Origin of the sequence: Curtobacterium sp. P97 (genome assembly GCF_023712445.1) — a bacterium.
Lineage (GTDB): Bacteria > Actinomycetota > Actinomycetes > Actinomycetales > Microbacteriaceae > Curtobacterium.
In genome coordinates, this window is sequence record NZ_JAMAYF010000008.1 from 1 (window position 1) to 20032 (window position 20032).

A 20032-nucleotide genomic window follows, 5' to 3' on the forward strand; every position below is an offset into this window, starting at 1 on the left:
GGCGGGACCGCCGTGCTCGGTCGTGGGTCGACGCCGATCGTCGTCCTCGAGCACGCCCCCGCGATGCGGCACGCCGCTCCGCACGAGGCCGGGCTCTTCCACACCGCGATCCTGTTCGACACGCAGGCCGACCTGGCGGCAGCGCTGTACTCCGTCGCGACGAAGTACCCGCAGACCTTCACGGGCAGCGCCGACCACCTGGTCAGCAACGCGTTCTACTTCCAGGACCCCGAGGGCAACGGCGTCGAGCTGTACTGGGACCGCGACCGCACCGAGTGGTCGTGGACGCACGGGATGGTCGACATGGCGACCATCTGGGTCGACCCGAACGCCTTCGTGCAGGAACACCTGACCTCCTCGGCACTCGAGACGGCCAGCACGCGCCCCGGCCGGGTCGGCCACGTGCACCTGTCCGTGGGCGACGTCGCCACCGCGAAGGCGTTCTACGTCGACCGGCTCGGCTTCGCGACGACCGCGGCGATGGGCGACCAGGCGCTGTTCGTCAGCGCGGGCGGGTACCACCACCACATGGCGATGAACACGTGGAACTCCCGCGGGGCCGGGCGCCGGCAGCAGGCACTCGGGCTCGGGCTCGTGCGGATCGAGGTGCCGGGTGCGGACGACCTCGGCGCACTCGTGTCCCGCATGCACGACACCGGGGTGCAGAGCGCGGACGACGGTCGGACCGTGGCGTTCGAGGACCCGTGGGCGAACCGCATCGAGGTGACCGCGCCCGGTCGCGGCTGAGCGGCTCGCGCGCGGGCGGTCTGCGCCGAGGCTCGGCTCCGCGGACGCGTTCGTGGTCGAGCACACGCGAACATGTCCGCCTGGCCGAGCCTCGGGCCGCACCGACGCGCAGGCGGACCCGGCAGGATGGACCCGTGAGCGAAGACATCCGGTGGGAGGTGGTCGAGGAGAGCGCACTGTCGCTCCCCGACCACGAGGCGATCGCAGCGATGCTCGGGCAGGCGTTCCCGAGCTGGTCGCACTGGTACGTGGGCGGCCGCGACTACGCCGGCATGCAGCCCGAGCGCCGCGTGGTCGGCTGGGGCGAGGACGGCACGGTGCTCGCGCACGTCGGGATCCGTCGGATGTTCGTCACGGTCGGTGGGCAGGACGTCCTGGTCGGCGACACCGGCATCGTCGCCGTCTCGCCGAGGCTGCAGGGCACCGGGGTCGGCCGCGAACTCCTCGTCCGCACCCGCGCCGTCCTCGAGGGACTCCGCGTGCCCTACGGCTTCCTCGGCGCCGGCGAGGACCGCATCCCCTTCTACGCGCACATGGGCTGGCACGAGGTCGACGGCGCCGTCGGCACGTTCTCGGCCTTCACGGCCGACGGGGTCGGTGTGAACGAGACCGAGCAGGGCGGCTGGATGGTCCTGCCGGTCGAGGCGCAGCTGGAGGACTGGCCGACGGGCGAGATCATGCTCAACGGACAGCAGGTCTAGGAACGAGGACCGGGCCCCGCCACCAGCCGGGCGAGGTCATGCTCAACGGCCAGCAGGTCCAGGAACGAGGACCGGGCCCCGCCACCAGCCGGGCGAGATCATGCTCAACGGACAGCAGGTCTAGGAACGAGGACCGGGCCCCGCCACCAGCAGGGCGAGGTCATGCGCAACGGCCAGCAGGTTCAGGAGCGACAACACGACGGACGGGAGGCCCGGTACCAGCTGGTACCGGGCCTCCCGTCCGTCAGGTGGTGGCGACTACGCCTCGACCGCGACCTTCTCCGGGTCCTCGTTCGAACCGGGCGCGCTCGGCGCGACCGCGGCGCGCACGCGCGCCCCCAGGTCGCCGTCGACGCTGGTCCAGTAGGCGAACACGCGCTCGCGCAGGTCGTCGCGCGTCACCTTCGAGACGTGGCCGGCGATGTTGCCGACCAGGCGCTCACGCGCGGCGTCGTCGAGGACCTCACGGTAGAGCGTGCCGGCCTGGCCGAAGTCGTCGTCCTCCGCGTGCAGGGTCGCCGCGGAGCGCTGCAGCGCGCCGTCGGACTCCCAGCCCGGGACGTCGTCCGTCGCGGTCGGGTCGGCGTGCGCTCCACCCTGGGTGTTCGGCGCGTACACCGGCACCTCCGCCTTCTGGAAGTCGAAGCGCATGGCGCCGTCCTTCGAGTACGAGTGGACCTCGTTCTTCGGGGCGTTCACCGGCAGCTGCGCGTGGTTCGTGCCGACGCGGTAGCGCTGGGCGTCCGCGTAGCTGAAGATGCGCGCGAGGAGCATCTTGTCGGGGCTCGCCGCGATGCCGGGGACGAAGTTCGACGGCGCGAACGCGGCCTGCTCGATCTGCGCGAAGTAGTTCTCCGGGTTGCGGTTCAGCTCCATCGTGCCGACCTCGATGAGCGGGTAGTCCGCGTGCGGCCACACCTTCGTCAGGTCGAACGGGTTGAAGCGGTAGCCCTCGGCGTCCGCGTACGGCATGACCTGCACCTTGAGGACCCACTTCGGGAAGTCCTGGCGCTCGATCGCCTCGTAGAGGTCGCGGATGTGGAAGTCGGCGTCCTCACCGGCGATGCGGTCGGCGTCCTCCTGCGTCAGGGTCTTGTGGCCCTGCTGCGTCTCGAAGTGGTACTTCACCCAGAAGCGCTCGCCCTCGGCGTTGATCCACTGGTAGGTGTGCGAGCTGAAGCCGTCCATGTGGCGCCACGACGACGGCAGGCCGCGGTCACCCATGAGCCACGTGACCTGGTGGGCCGACTCCGGGGAGAGGGTCCAGAAGTCCCACTGCATGTCGTGGTTGCGGAGGTGGCTGCCCGGCAGGCGCTTCTGCGAGCGGATGAAGTCGGGGAACTTGATGCCGTCGCGGATGAAGAACACCGGGGTGTTGTTGCCGACGAGGTCGTAGTTGCCCTCTTCGGTGTAGAACTTCAGCGCGAAGCCGCGGGGGTCGCGCCAGGTGTCCGGGGAGCCCTGCTCACCGGCGACGCTCGAGAAGCGGGCGAGCATCTCGGTCTGCTTGCCCGGCTGCAGGAACGCGGCACGGGTGTACTGCGACACGTCGTGCGTGACGGTGAAGGTACCGAACGCACCGCCGCCCTTCGCGTGGACGACACGCTCCGGGACGCGCTCGCGGTTGAACTGGGCGAGCTTCTCGACCAGGTAGTGGTCGTGCAGGGCGAGGGGGCCGTCGGCGCCGACACCCATGGAGTGCTGGTCGCTCGAGACGGGGGCGCCGGAGTTGGTCGTCGTGGTGGGGGTGCCGGCGGGGCCGGTCGTGTTCTGGTCGGACACGGTTCCTCCTCAGGTGGAACGGTTGGTTCGGTCAGGATGGTTCGGGTTGCTCGTGGGGCGCGTCACGTCGGTGTCGCGCCGGGCGGTCTCGTCCGACTCCGGACGTCCCGCCGGAGTCAGGCCGTGACGACCTGGGCGTCGTCGCGCTCCGCCGCTGCGCAGCGTTCGCAGATGCCCCAGTACGTGACCTCGGCCGTCGTGACGGCGAAGCCGTGCGTTTCCGACGGCGTGAGGCAGGGGGCGTGGCCGACGGCGCAGTCGACGTCCTCGACCGCGCCGCACATCGTGCAGACGATGTGGTGGTGGTTGTCCCCGGTGCGCCGCTCGTACCGCGCCGGACTGCCCGCGGGCTCGATGCGCCGGACGAGTCCTGCGCCGGTCAGGGCGCCCAGCACCCCGTAGACGGCCTGGTGGCTCGTCGTCGGCAGCTCGACCGAGACCGCGGTGAGGATGTCGTCCGCGGTCGCGTGCGGCATCGATCCCGAGGCACGCAGGACGGCCAGCCGGGGCGTCGTCACCCGCAGGCCGGCAGCCCGGAGCAGGTCGGCGTCGGCGTCCATCAACTTCTTTCTCTTGCATCGGTCAAGACAAGCTCCACCGTACACGGTCGTGGGCTCGGAGCCCAGGGGGCGGCGTGCTGCGCGTGTCGGCGCGCCATCCGGCCGTGCCCGTCCGAAGCGGCGGTGCGAGCCCCCACGGCGACTCCGCGCGCGACTCTCAGGACGATGTATGCCGCTGCTGGCATGCGATGTGTCACGATCCGGCCGCGATCCGCTGGGACGATGCTGATCCAGCCGGTCGGGCGCTAGCGTCGCGGCATGTCCACGAAGCAGGGGCCTTCGTCGCGGATCGACTCCGTGCCGGCCAGCAGCGCTCAGGACGTCCGGGGGATCATCGCGCAGCGGGACCTGGTCGTCGACCTCATCAGGACGGCGTGCGTCGTCCTCGTCGTCGTCGTGCACGTCACGATGGTCGGCGTGGCGGTGTCGGCCGACGGCATCGGTGTCACGAGCCCGCTGCAGGAGGCGGCCTGGTACGTCCCCGCGACGTGGGCGGGCCAGGTGATGCCGCTGTTCTTCGCCGTCGGCGGGTTCGCGAGCGCGGTCGGGTGGCGCAGCACGCTCGCTCGGGGCGGCGGCGCGCGGGACTTCGTGGCGACGCGACTCGTGCGGCTCTACCGCCCGGCGGTGCCGCTGTTCGTGGTGCTGGCACTCGGCCTGGGGATCGCGACGGCCCTCGGCACCCCCGCGGAGCTGCTCGCCGAGGTCGCGTTCGGCATCGGCTCGCCGCTCTGGTTCCTCGCCGCGTACGGCATCACGCAGTGCTGCGTGCCGGTGATGGCACGCCTGCACGAACGGGCGCCGTTCCGCACGCTCGGTGTCCTGCTGGTCCTCGCGACGGCCGTCGACACCCTCCGCTTCGCGACCGGCACCGCCGAGGTCGGACTCCTGAACCTCGGCCCGGTGTGGCTCTTCGCGCAGCAGCTCGGGTTCCTCTGGGCAGACGGCTGGTTCGCCCGCCGCTCGAGGCTGCTGCTCGCGGCGGTCGCGCTGGCCGGGTACGCCCTCCTCGTCCCGCTGACGAGCGTCGGGCTCTGGGCGCCGGACATGCTGCAGGACCTCAACCCGCCGATGCTGCCGCTGGCGGTGCTCGCGGTGTCGCAGGTCTGCCTCGTGCAGCTCGTGCACCGACCGCTCACCCGACTGATGCAGACCCGGGCGGCGCAGGCGACCGTGTTCCTGCTCGGTCGTGACGGCATGGCGATCTACCTCTGGCACCTGCCGCTGTACATCGCCCTGAACGGCGTCGCGCTGTTGCTCGCTGTCCCGTTCCCCGACCCGGGCTCCGTGCCGTGGTGGGCGACGCGGCCGATCGCACTCGTCGTCGTGCTGGCCGCGGCGATCGGTGTGGCCAGGGCGCTGCGCCGGTGGGACCGCCCGCTCCCCCGACTGCAGGCGGGGACCGACCGGGCGGGGTGGCCCGTGGTGACCGTCGCAGCGCTGTGCACGATCGGTCCGGCGTTCGTCGTGATGCAGTGGCACCTGTCCTTCGGCGTCGCGGTCGTCGGCGCGGTCGCCGTGCCGGTCGGGGTGTGGTTGCTCGGCCGGACCCGGCCCGCCCGGACAACCTCGGCAGCCGTGGGACCAGTGGGCACCTGAGCCGATCCTCACCGCCGCTGCGCATCGGCCCGGCTGCGGCGGGGTCGGACGGGCGGAGGATGACGGAGCCGGCTCGTCCGGCCCGACACCAGGAGGCACCCCACGCCCGAACCCGCCGAGTTCTGGAGCACCTGGCACGTCGATCCCCTGGCTGCGGTGCTGCTGGCGGTCGCCGCGGTGACCTACGGCTGGTGGCTCGTCGGCGCTCGACGCCGTGGGGCCCGGTGGTCCGCCTGGCGCACCGCGTCGTTCCTGGTCGCACTGCTGCTCTTCGCCGTGCTGCAGTTCGGCATCGTCGGGCGGTACGACCAGACGCTCCGGTGGGCGTTCACGCTCCGGCTCGCCCTGTTGTTCTTCGCGGTGCCGACCTTCGCCGCCCTGGCCGCTCCCGTGTCCCTGCTGCGCCTGGGCGGACCCGCGCACTGGTCCGCCGTCGCCGACCGCGTGGTGCACTCCCGGCCGATCCGGGTGCTCGGCAACGCGATCGTCGCCCCCGTGGTCGGGCTGGTGCTCTTCGCGGTGCTGCTCACCCCGCTGTCGGCGGTCGTGCGCGAGTCGAGCGTGTGGGCCGCGCTCGTCACCGTGTCCGTGCCGGTGCTCGGCTTCACGGTGCTCGGGCCGCTGTCCGAGCCGGGGGTCCTCCGGAGTTCGACGTTCGTGACGGTCGAGTTCCTGCTCGCCTTCGTGGAGCTGCTGCTCGACGCGGTCCCCGGCATCGTGCTGCGCGTGTCGAACCACGTGCTCGACGGGTCGCTCGTGCAGGCCGTGGGGCAGCCGTGGTTCCCGTCCCCCCTGCGCGACCAGCACCTGGCGGGTGACCTGCTCTGGTTCATCGCCGAGGTCGCCGACGTCCCGGTGCTCGTGATGCTGTTCGTGCGGTGGCAGCGGACGGACCGCCGCGAGGCCCGCTCCGTGGACGCCCTGTCCGACGAGGAGATGGCGGAGCTGACCCGGGCGCACCTGCAGCGGCGGGGGTGAGCGGGGCCCGAGGGGGGGGTCGTGCGGCGCCGTCGTACGACAGATGCGCTGTCGTACGACGAAGATCCTGTCGCACCAGTCCCCGCCGATCCACGCTCTTCCGCTCTGGACGGCAAGAACGACAAGACCGCTGTCGTACGACAGCGGTCTTGTCGTTCTACACCGGCACGACCCGGACGACTGCCCCGCACGACCGGCACCCCGGACGACTGCCCCGCACGAGCGGGACCGGGGTCCGTGTGACGACGACCGCCCCGCAGCGTCAGCGCGCCGCGGCCTCGGGCTCCGCCGCGCCGGGCTGCGTCTCGACCGCGCCGGTCTGCTTCCACGCCGTCGTCTGCTTCGGCTTCGCCAGGAACAGCGCCGCGACGATGGCCGCCACGAGCACCACGGCCGGCAGCACGAGCGACTGCCCCATCGCCGTGGCGAACGGCTGCTGCAGGAACTCCGGCAGCGCGCCGACCTGCTGCTCCGCACCGCCCGAGCCCGTGCCCGACCCGGACGGGAAGTTCGCCGTGATGCGCGCCTCGATCAGCGCCGCGATGCCGGCCGAACCGAGCACCGCACCGATCTGCCGCGTGGTGTTGTAGACGCCCGACCCCGCACCGGCGAGCGCCGGCGGCAGGTTGCGCGTCGCCGAGACCGAGAGCGGACCCCACATGCAGGCGTTCGCGAGCCCGAGGAGCGCGCTCGGCAGCAGCGTCCAGCCCCAGCCGGCACCCGACCACAGCAGGGCGCCGAACCAGAACAGCCCGCCGGAGAAGCACGCGAGGCCGAACGAGCCGACCCACCGCGGGTTCCACTTGTTGAGGTTCTTGCCGACGAGCGGTGCGAGCGCGGCGGACAGGACGGCCTGCGGCACGAGCAGCAGCGCGGCCTGGGTCGGCGAGAAGCGCAGGACGTCCTGCGCCCAGAGCATGATCGGCAGCGCGAACGACGAGATCGCGACGCCGACGGCCGTGATGGCGATGTTGGCGAGCGTGAAGTTGCGGTCCTTGAACAGGCCGAGCGGCAGCAGCGGCTCGCCCTTCTGCACGCCCTGCCACACCACGAAGGCGGCGAGCACGACGATGCCGGTGATGATCAGCGACCAGACCGAGATCGGGCCCGTGATGGTGCCCCAGTCGTAGGTCTCGCCCTCCTGGATGCCGAAGACGAGCAGGAACATGCCGGCGGCGCTGAGCACGATGCCCAGGTAGTCGAAGCGGTGTCCGTGCCGCTCGAAGCGGGGGACGAAGCGCTGCGCGAGCACGAAGGCGACGACGCCGACGGGGACGTTCACGAAGAAGATCCACTCCCAGCCGAGGCCGTCGACGAGCAGCCCGCCGACGATCGGGCCGACGAGCGAGGCGACGCCGGCGACGGCGCCCCACAGGCCCATGGCCGCACCGCGGTTCTGCGGCGGGAAGATGCGCGTGATGACCGCCATCGTCTGCGGGGTCATCATCGCGGCGCCGAGGCCCTGCACGACGCGGGCGAGGATGAGCACCTCGATCGACCCGGCGAGGCCGCACCACAGGCTCGCGAGGGTGAACACCACGAGACCCGCCTGGTACAGCACCTTCGGGCCGAACCGGTCGCCGAGGCGCCCGGTGATGAGCAGCGGCACCGCGTACGCGAGCAGGTAGGCGCTCGTCACCCAGATGACCGCGTTGATGTCGGCGTCGAGCGCCTGCGCGATCGTGGGCGTCGCGACCGACACGATGGTCGAGTCGACGAGGATCATGAAGAAGCCGACGACGAGTGCCCAGAGCGCGGGCCACGGCTTCTTCCCGTGCTGCAGGTCGGCGGACGTGGTGGAGGTCATCGAGTGGTGTCCTGGTCCTTCTGTGGTGCTGGGTCGGGGACGGCGGGGCCGTCCCAGGGGATGTCGCCGCTCGCGATCCGGTCGGCGGTGGCGGTGAGCCACTCGATCTGCGCGGTGAGCATGCCACGCACGTACGACACGTCGAGCCAGTAGCGCTCGGCGAGCTGCTTGGCCTGGAGGCCCGTGGCGGCTTCGTCGTACCCGGCACGTTCCGCGCGGAGTGCGGCAGCGCGTGCGCGCATCGCGGTCACCGCGTCGGTGGCGGTCAGGTTGTCGACGTGGGACACCGCGAGCTGGAACTCGGGGTACTCGTCGGCGGGCTCCGCGATCATGCGCCGGAGTCCGGCGTCGAGCTCCGCGCGGCCGTGGTCGGTGATGGCGTAGGTGGTGCGCTCGGGCCGGTTGCCCTCGCGCGCGGTCCCGAGTGCCTCGGCGTACCCGAGGTCCACGAGGCGTCCGATCTGGTGGTACAGCGTGCTCGGCCGGACCTTGACGTTCTGGTCCTCGTGCCGGTGGAGCATCGTCTGGAACATCTCGTACGGGTGCATGGGCGCCTCGGCGAGCAGGCCGAGCGCGGCGAACGCGAGGGGCGTGAGCGACGCCATCCGTGCCTCCAGACCGTGTTCGCGAGCGATTATTCGACTTGGAACATACGCCTTGGACGACTTCTCCACAAGCGGCCCGGCGCGGCGCGCGCGGCCCGTAGACTGATGCCGTCCCACCCAACCCACCCAAGCGCTGGAGTGAACACGTGCCAACCATCGTCGTCGAGGTCATGCCCAAGGCAGAGATCCTCGACCCCCAGGGCAAGGCGGTGGGCAACGCCCTCGCCCGTCTCGGCAAGGCCGACCTGACCGACGTCCGCATCGGCAAGCGCTTCGAGATCGCCGTCGACGGCCCGGTCGACGACGCGAAGCTGGCCGAGGTCCGCGACATCGCGGCCGACGTCTTCTCGAACGCCGTGATCGAGGACGTCGTCTCCGTCACCGTGCAGGACGCGTGACGCGGATGCGCATCGGCGTCATCACGTTCCCGGGCTCGCTCGACGACCGCGACGCCCAGCGCGCGGTCCGCCTCGCAGGAGCCGACCCCGTCGCGCTCTGGCACGGCGACCACGACCTGCAGGGGGTCGACGCGATCGTGCTCCCCGGTGGGTTCTCGTACGGCGACTACCTGCGTGCCGGCGCCATCGCGGCGAAGGCCCCGATCATGGCCGAGGTCATCGACGCCGCAGGCAAGGGCATGCCCGTGCTCGGCATCTGCAACGGGTTCCAGATGCTCGCCGAGGCCCGGCTCGTGCCCGGCGCCCACACCCGCAACGCGCACCAGCAGTTCATCCGCCGCGACCAGAAGCTCCGCGTCGAGACCGCCGGCACCGCCTGGACCTCCGGGTTCAGCGCCGGGCAGGAGATCACGATCCCGTTGAAGAACGCCGACGGCCGGTTCGTCGCCGACGCCGACGAGATCAAGCGCATCGAGGACAACGGCCAGGTCGTGTTCCGCTACGTCGGGGTGAACCCGAACGGGTCGATCGACGACATCGCGGGCGTCTCGAACGAGCGCGGCAACGTCGTCGGGCTCATGCCGCACCCCGAGCACGCGACGGAGCCCGGGTTCGGCCCGGACACCCCCGCGGCGATGGCCTCCGGCACGGACGGCCTCACCTTCTTCACCTCCGTGATCGAGTCGACGCTCGTCAAGTGACGACGACTCCGACGAACACGACTCCAGTGACAGGGAACGACAACACCGTGACGACCCACGTTCGCCCGAAGCCCGACACCGTCCAGGACGCCGCCGCCACCCCCGACAAGGAGCAGCCGTACGAGGCACTCGGGCTCAAGGCCGACGAGTACGCGAAGATCCGCGAGATCCTCGGCCGCCGCCCCACCTCGGGCGAGCTCGCCATGTACTCGGTGATGTGGTCCGAGCACTGCTCGTACAAGTCGTCGAAGAACTACCTCCGTCAGTTCGGCAAGAAGGTCACGCCGGAGATGACGAAGAACCTGATGGTCGGCATGGGCGAGAACGCCGGTGTCGTCGACGTGGGCAACGGTTGGGCGGTGACCTTCAAGGTCGAGTCGCACAACCACCCGTCGTACGTCGAGCCCTACCAGGGCGCCGCGACCGGCGTCGGCGGCATCGTCCGCGACATCATCTCGATGGGCGCACGCCCGGTCGCCGTGATGGACCAGCTGCGCTTCGGTGCGATCGACCACGAGGACACGGCGCGCGTCGTGCACGGCGTCGTCGGCGGCATCTCGTTCTACGGAAACTGCCTCGGCCTGCCGAACATCGGCGGCGAGACCTACTTCGACCCGGTGTACCAGGGCAACCCGCTCGTCAACGCGCTCGCGGTCGGTGTCCTGCGGCACGAGGACCTGCACCTGGCGAACGCCTCCGGTGCCGGCAACAAGGTCGTGCTCTTCGGTGCCCGCACGGGTGGCGACGGCATCGGCGGCGCGTCGATCCTGGCGTCCGACACCTTCACCGAGGGCGGCCCGACCAAGCGCCCGGCGGTGCAGGTCGGCGACCCCTTCGCCGAGAAGGTCCTCATCGAGTGCTGCCTCGAGCTGTTCCGCGAGGAACTGGTCGAGGGCATCCAGGACCTCGGTGCCGCTGGCATCTCCTGCGCGACGAGCGAGCTCGCCTCGAACGGCGACGGTGGCATGCACATCTCGCTCGACGACGTCCTGCTGCGCGACCCCACGCTCACGGCCGAGGAGATCCTCATGTCCGAGAGCCAGGAGCGCATGATGGCGGTCGTCCGCCCGGACAAGCTCGACGCGTTCCTCGCGGTCGTCGGCAAGTGGGAGGTCGAGACGAGCGTCCTGGGCGAGGTCACCGGCACCGGCCGTCTCGTCATCGACTGGCAGGGCCAGGAGATCGTGAACGTCGACCCGCGCACCGTCGCCGTCGACGGTCCGGTGTACGACCGCCCGGTCGCCTACCCGTCGTGGATCGATGCGCTGCAGGCCGACACCGCCGCCTCGCTCGAGCGTCCGACCGACGGTCCGGCCCTCAAGGCGCAGTTCCTGCAGCTGCTCGGCTCGCCGAACCTCGCGTCGAAGAACTGGGTGACGAACCAGTACGACACCTACGTGCTCGGCAACACCGCGCTGTCCTTCCCCGACGACGGCGGCATGATCCGCGTCGACGAGGAGACGGGGCTCGGCGTCACCGTCGCGACCGACGCCAACGGCCGTTACTGCCAGCTCGACCCGAAGCAGGGCGCGCGCCTGGCGCTGGCCGAGGCGTACCGGAACGTCGCCGTCACCGGCGCCGTCCCCGCCGCGGTCACCGACTGCCTGAACTTCGGCTCGCCGGAGAACCCCGAGGTCATGTGGCAGTTCTCCGAGGCCGTCGAGGGCCTGGCTGACGGCTGCATGGAGCTCGGCATCCCGGTCACCGGTGGCAACGTGTCGTTCTACAACCAGACCGGCACGACCCCGATCCACCCGACGCCCGTCGTCGGTGTGCTCGGCATCATCGACGACGTCGCCCTGCGCGTGCCCTCGGGCTGGCAGGACGACGGCCACAACGTGTACCTGCTCGGCACGACGAGCCTCGAGCTCGACGGCTCGGCGTGGGCCGGCACCGTCCACGGGCACCTCGGTGGTCGCCCGCCGGCGGTGGACCTCGACCGCGAGAAGGCCCTGGCGGAGCTGCTGCACGCGGCATCCGGCGAGCAGCTGCTCACGAGCGCCCACGACCTGGCGGACGGCGGCCTCGGCCAGTCCCTCGCCGAGTCGGTCCTGCGCTTCGGGATCGGCGCACGCGTGGTGCTCGACGAGCTCGAGGAGCGCGACGGCGTCGACACGGCGACCGCGCTGTTCTCGGAGTCGACGGGTCGCGTCATCGTGACCGTTCGCCGCGAGGACGACGTGCGGTTCCGCGGGCTGTGCGAGGGTCGCGGCTTCCCGGTGCTGCGCATCGGTGTGACGGACGCCTCGTCAGGCACGCTCGAGGTGCAGGGCGCGTTCGAGGCGTCGATCGACGAGCTGCGGGGCACGCACGGCGCGACGCTGCCGGCGCGCTTCGGCGACGTGATCGTCGAGGACGTCACCGAGGGCTACGTCGGGCGCGGGCCGCTCGACGACCACGGTTCGTTCTCGCCGCGCACCGACAGCTGACGGCGACCAGGAGCACCGCGACCGCATGCCGATCGTCACCCTGCCCTTCGTCGAGCTCGTCGACCGGTTCGGCCCCGTGCCGGACGGCGTCGAGCTCGACGTGTGGGACGTCGAAGGCCCGTACGACCGCCCCGAGGATGTCGCGCTCACGCTGCTGCCGTTCTACTTCGCGGGTCGTCACCGGTGGCGGTTCGTGCACGACCTGCCGAACCTGCGACTCCTGCAGCTGCCGAGTGCCGGGTACGAGCACGCGCTGCCGCACGCCCCGGCACACGCGCAGGTCGCGAACGGCCGCGGCATCCACGACGACGAGACGGCCGAGCTCGCGGTCGGTCTGGCACTGACCTCGCTCCGCGAGATCCACGCGTTCCAGGCCGACCGCGCCGCAGGGGTGTGGGACGTCCGCACCACCCGCTCGCTCGCCGATCGTCGGGTCACGGTGGTCGGCCACGGGGCGATCGGCGCTGCGATCGCCACGCGGTTCGAGGCGATGCGGTGCGACGTCACCGTCGTGGCGCGCACTGCACGGGAGCAGGACGGTCGGCACGTGCACGCGTTCGGGGAGCTCCCGGAGCTCGCGGCCCGGACGGACGTCCTCGTGCTCATCACCCCGCTGACCGACGAGACCGAACACCTCGTCGACCAAGCCCTGCTCGCTGCGCTGCCCGACGGCGCCCTCGTGGTGAACGTCGCCCGCGGACGGGTCGTCGACACCGATGCCCTGGTGGCGGAGCTCCAGCGCGGACGACTGTCGGCAGCGCTCGACGTGACCGACCCGGAGCCGCTCCCGGCCGGGCACCCGCTCTGGACGACGCCGAACACGGTGCTGACGCCCCACGTCGGTGGGAACACGGACCTCAGCGTGCCGCGGACCCTCGAGCTCGTGCGACGCCAGGTGTCCGCGCTGGCAGCGGGCCGGCCCTTCGCCAACGTCGTCCACGGCTGACGCCCGGCTCCCTCAGCGCAGCGGCAGCGCCATCCCGAGGCTCGGCGCGACGTCCTCGAACCCGAGCGAACGGTAGAGCCGCTGACCGGGCGGGTCCCCGACGAGCGTGATGTAGGCGCCTTCCGGCGCGCGGGACCGGATGTCCGCCACGAGCCACTCGACGACGACCCTCCCGAGCCCCCGGCGCTGGTGGTCCGGATCGGTGGCGATGTCGGCGATGTGGAAGTACCACCCGCCGTCCCCGATCGTGCGGCCCATGGCGACGGGGACCCCGTCGGTGTCGACGACGTGCACGGCCGACCAGCTCCCCGCGATAGCCCCGGCACCCTGCGCAGCGTCCTTCGGTGACAGACCGGAGTCCCGTCGCAGGCGCAGGTAGTCGTCCAGCGGCGGCGGCCCGACCACCAGGCGGTACCCGTCGGCGAGCACGCCCGACGCACCGGCCCCGGCCACGGGCACGGGCACGGGCGCCCCAGCGCCATCCCCGGCCCCGGCACCAGCGCCGGCCCCAGCCCCGACCTCGGTCACGACCGCGCCGGCACCGGCACGATGCACGCGGGCGACCCGACGGCGATCTGCGCCACGGTCTCGCCCGGCACCCCGTCCGCCCCGACGGGCAGCACGGCGATCGCGTCGGACATCTGGTTGGCCACCAGCAGGTACCCGGGCACCTGCGCGAAGTGCCGCGGCCAGACGCCACCGCACGACGCCGACCCGACGACGGTCAGCCCGTCGTCCGCGGTGTCGAGCACCACGATCAGGTCCCGGCCTCGGACCGCGACGACGACCCGTCCGGCCTGGTCGACCTCGACGTGGCTGAGGAGCGACTCCCCCACCTCGCCCTCGAACGCCGGCGCCGAGGCGATCGGCCGCAGCGTCCCGGAGTCGTCGCGGCGCAGGCGGTACACACGTCCGTCGAGCTCACCCGCGACGACGAGGTCCGCGTCCGCGTCCGCGTCCGACCCGGCCCCGGCCCCGGCCCCGGCCCCGAGCCACGCCATGTGCCGCGGCCCGACCCCGGGCCCGAGGTGGTGCACGCGCACGAGGTCGATCGCGGGGTCAGCCGTCACCCGGAACTCGTGGAGTGCATCGCCGCCGAGGTCCGCGACGAGCACCGTGCCGTCGGGCGTCGCGATCGACTGGTGGGCGTGCGGCCCCTCCTGCCGGTCCTCGACGGGCCCCTCGACGTCGGGCAGCACGCCGGTGACGAGCGCGGACTCGGGGACGACGACCCGGTCCGCGCTGCCGTGGGTCCCGACGACGCCGTCGCTCGCGGTCACCGAGGCGGCGTGCGACTCAGCGGCCTCGAGCGACACCGCGGTCACGGTGCCGGAGACGTAGTTCGTGACGACGAGCGCACCGGAGGGGTCGACCCGCACGTGGCAGGGTGCGTCACCACCGGCGTCGGCATCCCAGCGGTGCTCGAGCGCACCACCGGCGTACCGGAAGGCCGAGACGCGACCGTCCGCGGTCTCGGACACGGCGTAGACCCGGTCGCCGGAGAGCGCGAGGAACGAGGGGTCGTCCATCACGGCGACGGTGGAGGCGGTGGTCCCGTGCACGACCGAGATGCCGGTCGCGTTCCCACCGCCCGTCGCCGTGTACGACCCGACGAGCAGGTGCAGGTCGGCGAGATCCCGCGGGAAGTCGTCGGCCGGGAACCCTGCAGCAGCCCCGCTCACCGCTCGCCGCCGGCGATGCGCTCGTGGTGGTGGATGACCTCGGCGACGATGAAGTTCAGGAACTTCTCCGCGAAGGCGGGGTCGAGGTGCGACTCGGCGGCCAGCTGTCGGAGCCGCGCGACCTGCACCTGCTCACGCCCCGGGTCGGCGGCCGGCATGCCCGCCTCGGCCTTCAGGTAACCGACCCGCTGGGTGTACTTGAAGCGCTCGGCGAGCATGTGGATCACGGCGGCGTCGATGTTGTCGATGCTCTGCCGGATGCTCGCCAGCTCGGCGACCGCATCGTCGTGGACGGAGGTGGACTCGTCGGCACTCATGGCCCGAGCCTACCGGCGGCCCTCCGCCGAGCGGGCTGGTGTGACTGGCGGACACGAGCACTGCTCCGGGGCTGCGAGAATGGAGGCCATGTCGGTCCTGCTCGTGATCTCGGGCGTGTGTGCGGTCCTCGCGGGCCTCGTGCACGTGTACATCTTCTTCCTCGAGTCCGTCGCATGGACGAGTCCTCGCGTCCGCCGCGTGTTCGGCATCGCCTCGGAGTCCGAGGCGCAGGCCACCCGCTCCCTCGCGTTCAACCAGGGCTTCTACAACCTGTTCCTCGCGATCGGCGCGATCCTCGGCGTCGTGCTGGTCGTCACCGGCAGCGGTGCGACGGGGTGGACCCTCGTGGTGTTCTCGAGCGCGAGCATGCTCGGCGCCGCGGTCGTCCTGGCCGGCACGGGTCGCCGGTACCTGAACTCGGCGTTCGTGCAGGGCTCGCTGCCGCTCATCGCCCTGCTCTTCGCCTTCATCGGCTCCACCTTCACCGCCGCGTAGCGGAACGCGCGGAACGGCACCAGACGTCGGACGGGAGGCGCGGTGCCGGCCCGCACCGTGCCTCCCGTCCGGCGACCGCGCACCATCCGTCACCGCCGGTCGCCACGCCCCCGCACGCACGCACGCAACGCAACGAGGGACGCACGCAACGGGAGACGCCGGGTCGCGACTCGCGACCCGGCGTCTCCCGTACTCCCCCTGTGGCTGTCGGTCAGCCGACCTTCTTCGCGAACTCGTCCGGCAGCCGGTCCAGCGCCCACTCGATGGCGGCGGTGGTGCCGAGCGAGAACGCGTTCGACACGTCCGCGTCGTCGACGACGATGGAGTGCCCGGCCTCGACCGACGGCACCTTCTGGAACAGCGGGTCGGACTCGGCCTTCGACGCGTCGACGTAGATCGGCAGGACGACGGTCAGGTCTGCGTCGAGCAGGTCGAGGTTCTCCTCGGACAGGCTCACCGAGAACGCGTCGCCGGCCTGCTGGTCGACGGCCTTCGGGATGGTGAAGCCGAGCTGCTGCATGAAGGTGGAGCGGCTGTCCTTCGAGGCGTACGCGCCGAAGCCGTCCGCCGTGTACGAACCGACGACGGCGGTCTTGCCGTCGAACTCGGGGTGCGCCTTCCGCGCCGCCGCGTACGCGTCGTCGAGGTCGGTCAGCAGCTTCTTGCCCTCGGACTCCTTGCCGAGTGCACGCGACACGAGGTCGACCTGCTGCTCGGTGGTGGTGAGGTAGTTCGCGCCGCCCTTCGGCACCGCGACGGTCGGCGCGATCGCGGAGAGCTTCGCGTAGCGGTCCTTGTCGCCCGAGCTCTTCGTGTCGAGGATCAGGTCCGGCTTGAGCTTGAGGATCTGCTCGTAGCTGGGCTCGAGCGTCTGGATGATCGTCGGCTTCTTCGTGTACGCGTCCTTGAGCCACGGCCCGACGCCGTCGCCACCGAAGGCGAGCCAGTCGCTGGCGCCGACGGGCTGCACGCCGAGTTCGAGCGCCGTCTCCGCGTCACCCCAGCCGAGGGCGACGACGCGCTTCGGCTGCGAGGGGATCTCGGTCGTGCCGAGTGCGGTCTGGATCGAGACGGGGAACGCGCCGCCCGAGCCCGAGGCGCCGTCGGACGCGGCGGGCGACGAGGAGCCGGAGGTGCACCCGGCGAGGACGAGGGACGCGGCGACGACGGCGCCGGCGGCCGCGAGCACGCGGCGGACGCGGCGCGCTGAGGGGGAGGTTCGGATCACACAGGTAAGGCTACCCTAAGCACCCCAGTCGAGGGCGCTGAGCGGCTAGGCTCCGGACGTGGAGTTCACCGACCCCGACCGGACCCGGCTGGCCGTGCTGGGCTCCCCCATCGCGCACTCGCTCTCCCCCACGCTGCACGCGGCGGCCTACGACGTGCTCGGGCTGCCGTTCACGTACGGGAGGCACGAGGTCGCCTCCGGTGGGCTCGACGCGTTCGTCGCGGGGCTGGGTCCCGACTGGCGCGGGCTCAGCCTGACCATGCCGCTCAAGCGGGACGTCCTGCCGATGCTCGACCGAACCACCCCGCTCGTCGACGAGCTCGGGGTCGCGAACACGGTGGCGTTCCGGCAGGAGGGCGACCGCGTCGTCCTGGCCGGCGCGAACACCGACGTCGAGGGCATCGTCCGACCGGTGGAGGCACTCGGGCACCTGCCGGGCGAGGCCACGATCGTCGGCGGTGGGGCCACTGCGGCGAGCGCCCTCGCGGCTGCGGTGCGGCTCGGTGCCGTCGACGTGCGGCTCTTCCTCCGCGACACCGCGAAGGCCGGCTCCCTCGTGGACCTGGCGGTGCGCCTCGGGGTGACGCTCGAGGTGCTGCCGATCGACTCGCTGCCGGGGACGCGGCACGGGTTCCTCGTGTCGACGCTGCCCGGCGGCGCGGCCGATCCGCTCGAGCTGCTGCCCTCCGGGCCGGACGCGGTGCTGTTCGACGTCGCCTACGAGCCCTGGCCGACCGCCGCGGCCGGACGCTGGGCCGCTGCCGGGGGCCGGGTGCTCAACGGGCTGGACATGCTGACGGAGCAGGCGATCGGGCAGATCCGGTTCTTCGTGTCCGGCGACGACACCGAGCTGCTGCCGGACGAGGCCGCGGTCCGACGGGCGATGCGGCTCGCGGTCGGGCTGCCGGCGACCATCACCGCCTGACGATCAGCGCTCAGGCACCACGGTTCAGGCGACCACGCCGTCGACGGTGAACCGCGGTTCAGGCGATGACCCCGTCCAGGGTGAACCACGGTTCAGGCGATGACCCCGTCGACGTAGAACCACCGCCCCTGCTCCCGCACGAACTCGCTCGTCTCCTCGAGCGTCCCGCGGTCGTCGTCGGTGCGCCACCACGCGCGGAAGGCGACCTGCCCGGCGGAGTCGAACGGGCCTCCTGACCGGGCCGACACGATGTCCAGGCGCGTCCAGCGCTGCGTCGGGTCGAGCGTCAGCTCGTCCGGCCGGGTCCGCGGGTGCCAGGTGAGCAACAGGTACTCCGGCAGCCCGAGCGCGAACGCGGTGAACCGGGAGCGCATGAGCCGCTCGGCGGTCGGGGCGGCGGCACCGGCGTGCAGGGGCCCGCAGCACTCGCCGTAGGGGTTGCCGCTCAGGCAGGGGCAGCGCTGTTCGTCGTCCACCCGGGCACGCTAGCAGCGGCCGGTCCTCGCAGCCTCGCGGCGTAGAAGGGTTCCGTGTACCGGCTCGGATGGCAGGTGTTGCGCGGGCGCCTCTGGGAGGTCGTCGACCCGGCGCGGGCCCGTCGCGCCCTGTGGTCGGCGGGAGCCGTCGCCGCGGTCGCCCTCGTCGTGTTCGTCGCGACGGAGTGGACGTGGGCCTGGGTGGGCCCCGGTGTCCTCCGCCCGGTCGCCGCGATCACCTTCGCGACGCTCGGAGTCCTCGCGGTGGCGTTCTCGTGCTTCCCGACGGCTCGCGAGATCGGTCCCGAGCTCCGGATCAACGGGCGACAGGTGCGACCCGACTGGCAGCTGTCCGTGCGGTGGTCGGTGCAGCCCTACATCGGCCGGCGAGCGCGGCCGGTCGCGCCCGAGGACCGCGAGGCCGTCCTGATCGACGTGCCGCTGTTGCAGCGTGGACTGGTGCGACGGCTCTCGCGGCTCGGGCCGCTCCTGGTGGGGGCGGCCTCCGGCGGGATCACGGCGCTCGTCTCCGGACAGGTCGAGGTCTTCGTGATCCTGTGGCCCTTCGTGTACCTCTTCACGCTCCCGGACATGGTGGCGCGGCTCGGGCTCGCCGAACGTGCCCGCCTCGCGGCGCTCGAGACGACACCACCCATGCCGGGGCACCGTCCGCTCCGGCGCCGGCACCCGCACGGGTCGAAGGTCCGCCTGCCCGGCGAGTGACGGCTGCGCGCCCGCACCACTGTCGGCCCCGGCGGGCACACTGGGCGCATGTGTGGAAGGTTCGTCGTCTCCGACACCACGGCCGATCTGCTGCCCGAGCTCGTGGGTGAGCTCGCGGCGCGCACCGAGCACGTCGACGAGGACACCGGCGAGGTGCACGCCGGCCTCGCCCCGAGCTGGAACGTCGCGCCGACCGACCCCGTGTACGCCGTCCGGCAGCGCCACGGGCAGCGCGAGCTCCCGCAGATCAGCTGGGGCTTCGTGCCGAGCTGGGCGAAGGACTTCCGGAAGCAGCGGCCGAAGCCGATCAACGCCCGCATCGAGACGGTCGCGACGAGCGGCATGTTCAAGCGGGCCTTCGCGACGAACCGGTGCATCGTCCCCGCGCTCGGGTACTACGAGTGGGTCGTGCGCGAGGACGGCAAGGAGCCCCACTTCGTGCACGAGCCCGACGGCGCTCTGGCGATGGCGGGCATCGTGAGCGCCTGGCCGGACCCGACGAAGCCCGAGGACGACCCGGACAAGTGGCGGCTGTCGCTCGCGATCATCACCCGCGACGCACACGTCGCGCCCGGCGAGGTCCACGACCGGATGCCGGCGTTCCTCACCCCGGACGGCTACGACGACTGGCTGGACGGCGACCTCGGCTCCGACGACCTGCTCGCACTGCTCGACCACGAGTCGCTCGCGGTCGCGGCCGGGCTCGAGCAGTACGAGGTCTCCCGCGCGGTGAACAGCGTGCGGAACGACGGCCCGCAGCTCATCGCACCCATCGGGTGAGCGCTGCGCACCACGGGCCCGTCCGCTGACCCCCGAGGGCACGGCGACCCGACGTCGGGTCGTGACCACGGACGACGGACGGGAGGCCCGGATCACGTGCGCCTGTCGGCTGTCGTGATCCGGGCCTCCTGTCCGGTGGTGGGGTGCGGTCG

21 protein-coding genes are annotated in these 20032 nt (G+C 72.0%); 12 read left to right on the forward strand and 9 right to left on the reverse strand.

Annotated elements, in window-relative coordinates:
- Both M3677_RS09930 and M3677_RS09935 read left to right on the forward strand, forming a co-directional pair.
- A partial coding sequence (locus M3677_RS09930; protein ID WP_251160437.1) for a VOC family protein occupies positions 1-747 on the forward strand: 747 nt, incomplete at its 5' end.
- A 134-nt stretch (positions 748-881) separates the two neighbouring features.
- Complete coding sequence (locus M3677_RS09935; RefSeq protein WP_251160438.1) at positions 882-1448, forward strand: GNAT family N-acetyltransferase; 567 nt, start codon at positions 882-884, stop codon at positions 1446-1448.
- A gap of 258 nt (positions 1449-1706) precedes the next feature.
- Here the strand turns inward: M3677_RS09935 and M3677_RS09940 are convergent, their stop codons facing one another.
- The gene (locus M3677_RS09940) at positions 1707-3230 is read right to left on the reverse strand and encodes a catalase (RefSeq protein WP_066652137.1); all 1524 of its coding nucleotides are present in this window, start codon (positions 3228-3230) and stop codon (positions 1707-1709) included.
- A 116-nt stretch (positions 3231-3346) separates the two neighbouring features.
- A complete protein-coding gene (locus tag M3677_RS09945; RefSeq protein WP_066652134.1) occupies positions 3347-3790 on the reverse strand; it encodes a Fur family transcriptional regulator in 444 nt (147 codons plus the stop codon).
- Between the two features lie 258 nt (positions 3791-4048).
- Here M3677_RS09945 and M3677_RS09950 point away from each other — a divergent pair, with 258 nt between their 5' ends.
- Both M3677_RS09950 and M3677_RS09955 read left to right on the forward strand, forming a co-directional pair.
- The gene (locus tag M3677_RS09950; RefSeq protein ID WP_251160439.1) at positions 4049-5389 is read left to right on the forward strand and encodes an acyltransferase; all 1341 of its coding nucleotides are present in this window, start codon (positions 4049-4051) and stop codon (positions 5387-5389) included.
- A gap of 156 nt (positions 5390-5545) precedes the next feature.
- A complete protein-coding gene (locus M3677_RS09955) occupies positions 5546-6367 on the forward strand; it encodes a cytochrome c oxidase assembly protein (RefSeq protein ID WP_251160440.1) in 822 nt (273 codons plus the stop codon).
- A gap of 262 nt (positions 6368-6629) precedes the next feature.
- On the opposite strand, the gene M3677_RS09960 is transcribed toward M3677_RS09955, so the two are convergent.
- Both M3677_RS09960 and M3677_RS09965 read right to left on the reverse strand, forming a co-directional pair.
- On the reverse strand, positions 6630-8174 hold the full coding sequence (locus M3677_RS09960; RefSeq protein ID WP_144411226.1) for a DHA2 family efflux MFS transporter permease subunit: 1545 nt from the start codon (positions 8172-8174) through the stop codon (positions 6630-6632).
- A complete protein-coding gene (locus tag M3677_RS09965) occupies positions 8171-8779 on the reverse strand; it encodes a PadR family transcriptional regulator (RefSeq protein ID WP_066652130.1) in 609 nt (202 codons plus the stop codon). Before M3677_RS09965 ends, M3677_RS09960 begins: the two co-directional genes overlap by 4 nt.
- Before the next feature lie 146 nt (positions 8780-8925).
- Here M3677_RS09965 and purS point away from each other — a divergent pair, with 146 nt between their 5' ends.
- The 4 genes from purS to M3677_RS09985 are packed head-to-tail and all read left to right on the forward strand — an operon-like array spanning position 8926 to position 13253.
- Positions 8926-9177, forward strand: a complete 252-nt coding sequence (gene purS, locus M3677_RS09970) for a phosphoribosylformylglycinamidine synthase subunit PurS (protein WP_066652126.1) — start codon at positions 8926-8928, stop codon at positions 9175-9177.
- A gap of 5 nt (positions 9178-9182) precedes the next feature.
- Positions 9183-9878 carry a phosphoribosylformylglycinamidine synthase subunit PurQ gene (gene purQ, locus M3677_RS09975; protein WP_066657734.1) on the forward strand — a complete coding sequence of 232 codons (696 nt, stop codon included), beginning with the start codon at positions 9183-9185 and terminating at the stop codon, positions 9876-9878.
- A 47-nt stretch (positions 9879-9925) separates the two neighbouring features.
- Positions 9926-12307, forward strand: a complete 2382-nt coding sequence (gene purL / locus M3677_RS09980) for a phosphoribosylformylglycinamidine synthase subunit PurL (protein WP_235426458.1) — start codon at positions 9926-9928, stop codon at positions 12305-12307.
- 25 nt (positions 12308-12332) lie between these two features.
- Positions 12333-13253, forward strand: a complete 921-nt coding sequence (locus M3677_RS09985) for a 2-hydroxyacid dehydrogenase (protein ID WP_251160441.1) — start codon at positions 12333-12335, stop codon at positions 13251-13253.
- Positions 13254-13265: 12 nt separating this feature from the next.
- On the opposite strand, the gene M3677_RS09990 is transcribed toward M3677_RS09985, so the two are convergent.
- Genes M3677_RS09990 through M3677_RS10000 form a run of 3 tightly spaced genes read right to left on the reverse strand, consistent with a single transcriptional unit; the run spans position 13266 to position 15252 of the window.
- A complete protein-coding gene (locus tag M3677_RS09990) occupies positions 13266-13718 on the reverse strand; it encodes a GNAT family N-acetyltransferase (RefSeq protein WP_251160442.1) in 453 nt (150 codons plus the stop codon).
- Positions 13719-13777: 59 nt separating this feature from the next.
- A complete protein-coding gene (locus M3677_RS09995) occupies positions 13778-14935 on the reverse strand; it encodes a beta-propeller fold lactonase family protein (protein ID WP_251160443.1) in 1158 nt (385 codons plus the stop codon).
- The gene (locus M3677_RS10000) at positions 14932-15252 is read right to left on the reverse strand and encodes a chorismate mutase (protein WP_251160444.1); all 321 of its coding nucleotides are present in this window, start codon (positions 15250-15252) and stop codon (positions 14932-14934) included. Before M3677_RS10000 ends, M3677_RS09995 begins: the two co-directional genes overlap by 4 nt.
- Before the next feature lie 88 nt (positions 15253-15340).
- Here M3677_RS10000 and M3677_RS10005 point away from each other — a divergent pair, with 88 nt between their 5' ends.
- Positions 15341-15748, forward strand: coding sequence for a DUF1304 domain-containing protein (locus tag M3677_RS10005; protein ID WP_200884129.1), 408 nt, complete (start codon positions 15341-15343; stop codon positions 15746-15748).
- A gap of 211 nt (positions 15749-15959) precedes the next feature.
- Here the strand turns inward: M3677_RS10005 and M3677_RS10010 are convergent, their stop codons facing one another.
- On the reverse strand, positions 15960-16976 hold the full coding sequence (locus M3677_RS10010) for an iron-siderophore ABC transporter substrate-binding protein (protein WP_066652111.1): 1017 nt from the start codon (positions 16974-16976) through the stop codon (positions 15960-15962).
- A 58-nt stretch (positions 16977-17034) separates the two neighbouring features.
- Between M3677_RS10010 and M3677_RS10015 the strand changes: the two genes are divergently transcribed.
- Positions 17035-17901: a shikimate dehydrogenase gene (locus M3677_RS10015; protein ID WP_066652109.1), complete on the forward strand. Its 867-nt coding sequence runs from the start codon at positions 17035-17037 to the stop codon at positions 17899-17901.
- Positions 17902-17993: 92 nt separating this feature from the next.
- Here the strand turns inward: M3677_RS10015 and M3677_RS10020 are convergent, their stop codons facing one another.
- Positions 17994-18377: a YchJ family metal-binding protein gene (locus M3677_RS10020; RefSeq protein ID WP_251160445.1), complete on the reverse strand. Its 384-nt coding sequence runs from the start codon at positions 18375-18377 to the stop codon at positions 17994-17996.
- A 54-nt stretch (positions 18378-18431) separates the two neighbouring features.
- Between M3677_RS10020 and M3677_RS10025 the strand changes: the two genes are divergently transcribed.
- Positions 18432-19100 carry a hypothetical protein gene (locus M3677_RS10025; RefSeq protein ID WP_251160446.1) on the forward strand — a complete coding sequence of 223 codons (669 nt, stop codon included), beginning with the start codon at positions 18432-18434 and terminating at the stop codon, positions 19098-19100.
- Between the two features lie 48 nt (positions 19101-19148).
- Positions 19149-19880 (forward strand): SOS response-associated peptidase, encoded by a 732-nt coding sequence (locus M3677_RS10030; RefSeq protein WP_251155389.1) that lies wholly within the window; start codon positions 19149-19151, stop codon positions 19878-19880.
- Positions 19881-20032: the final 152 nt, after the last annotated feature.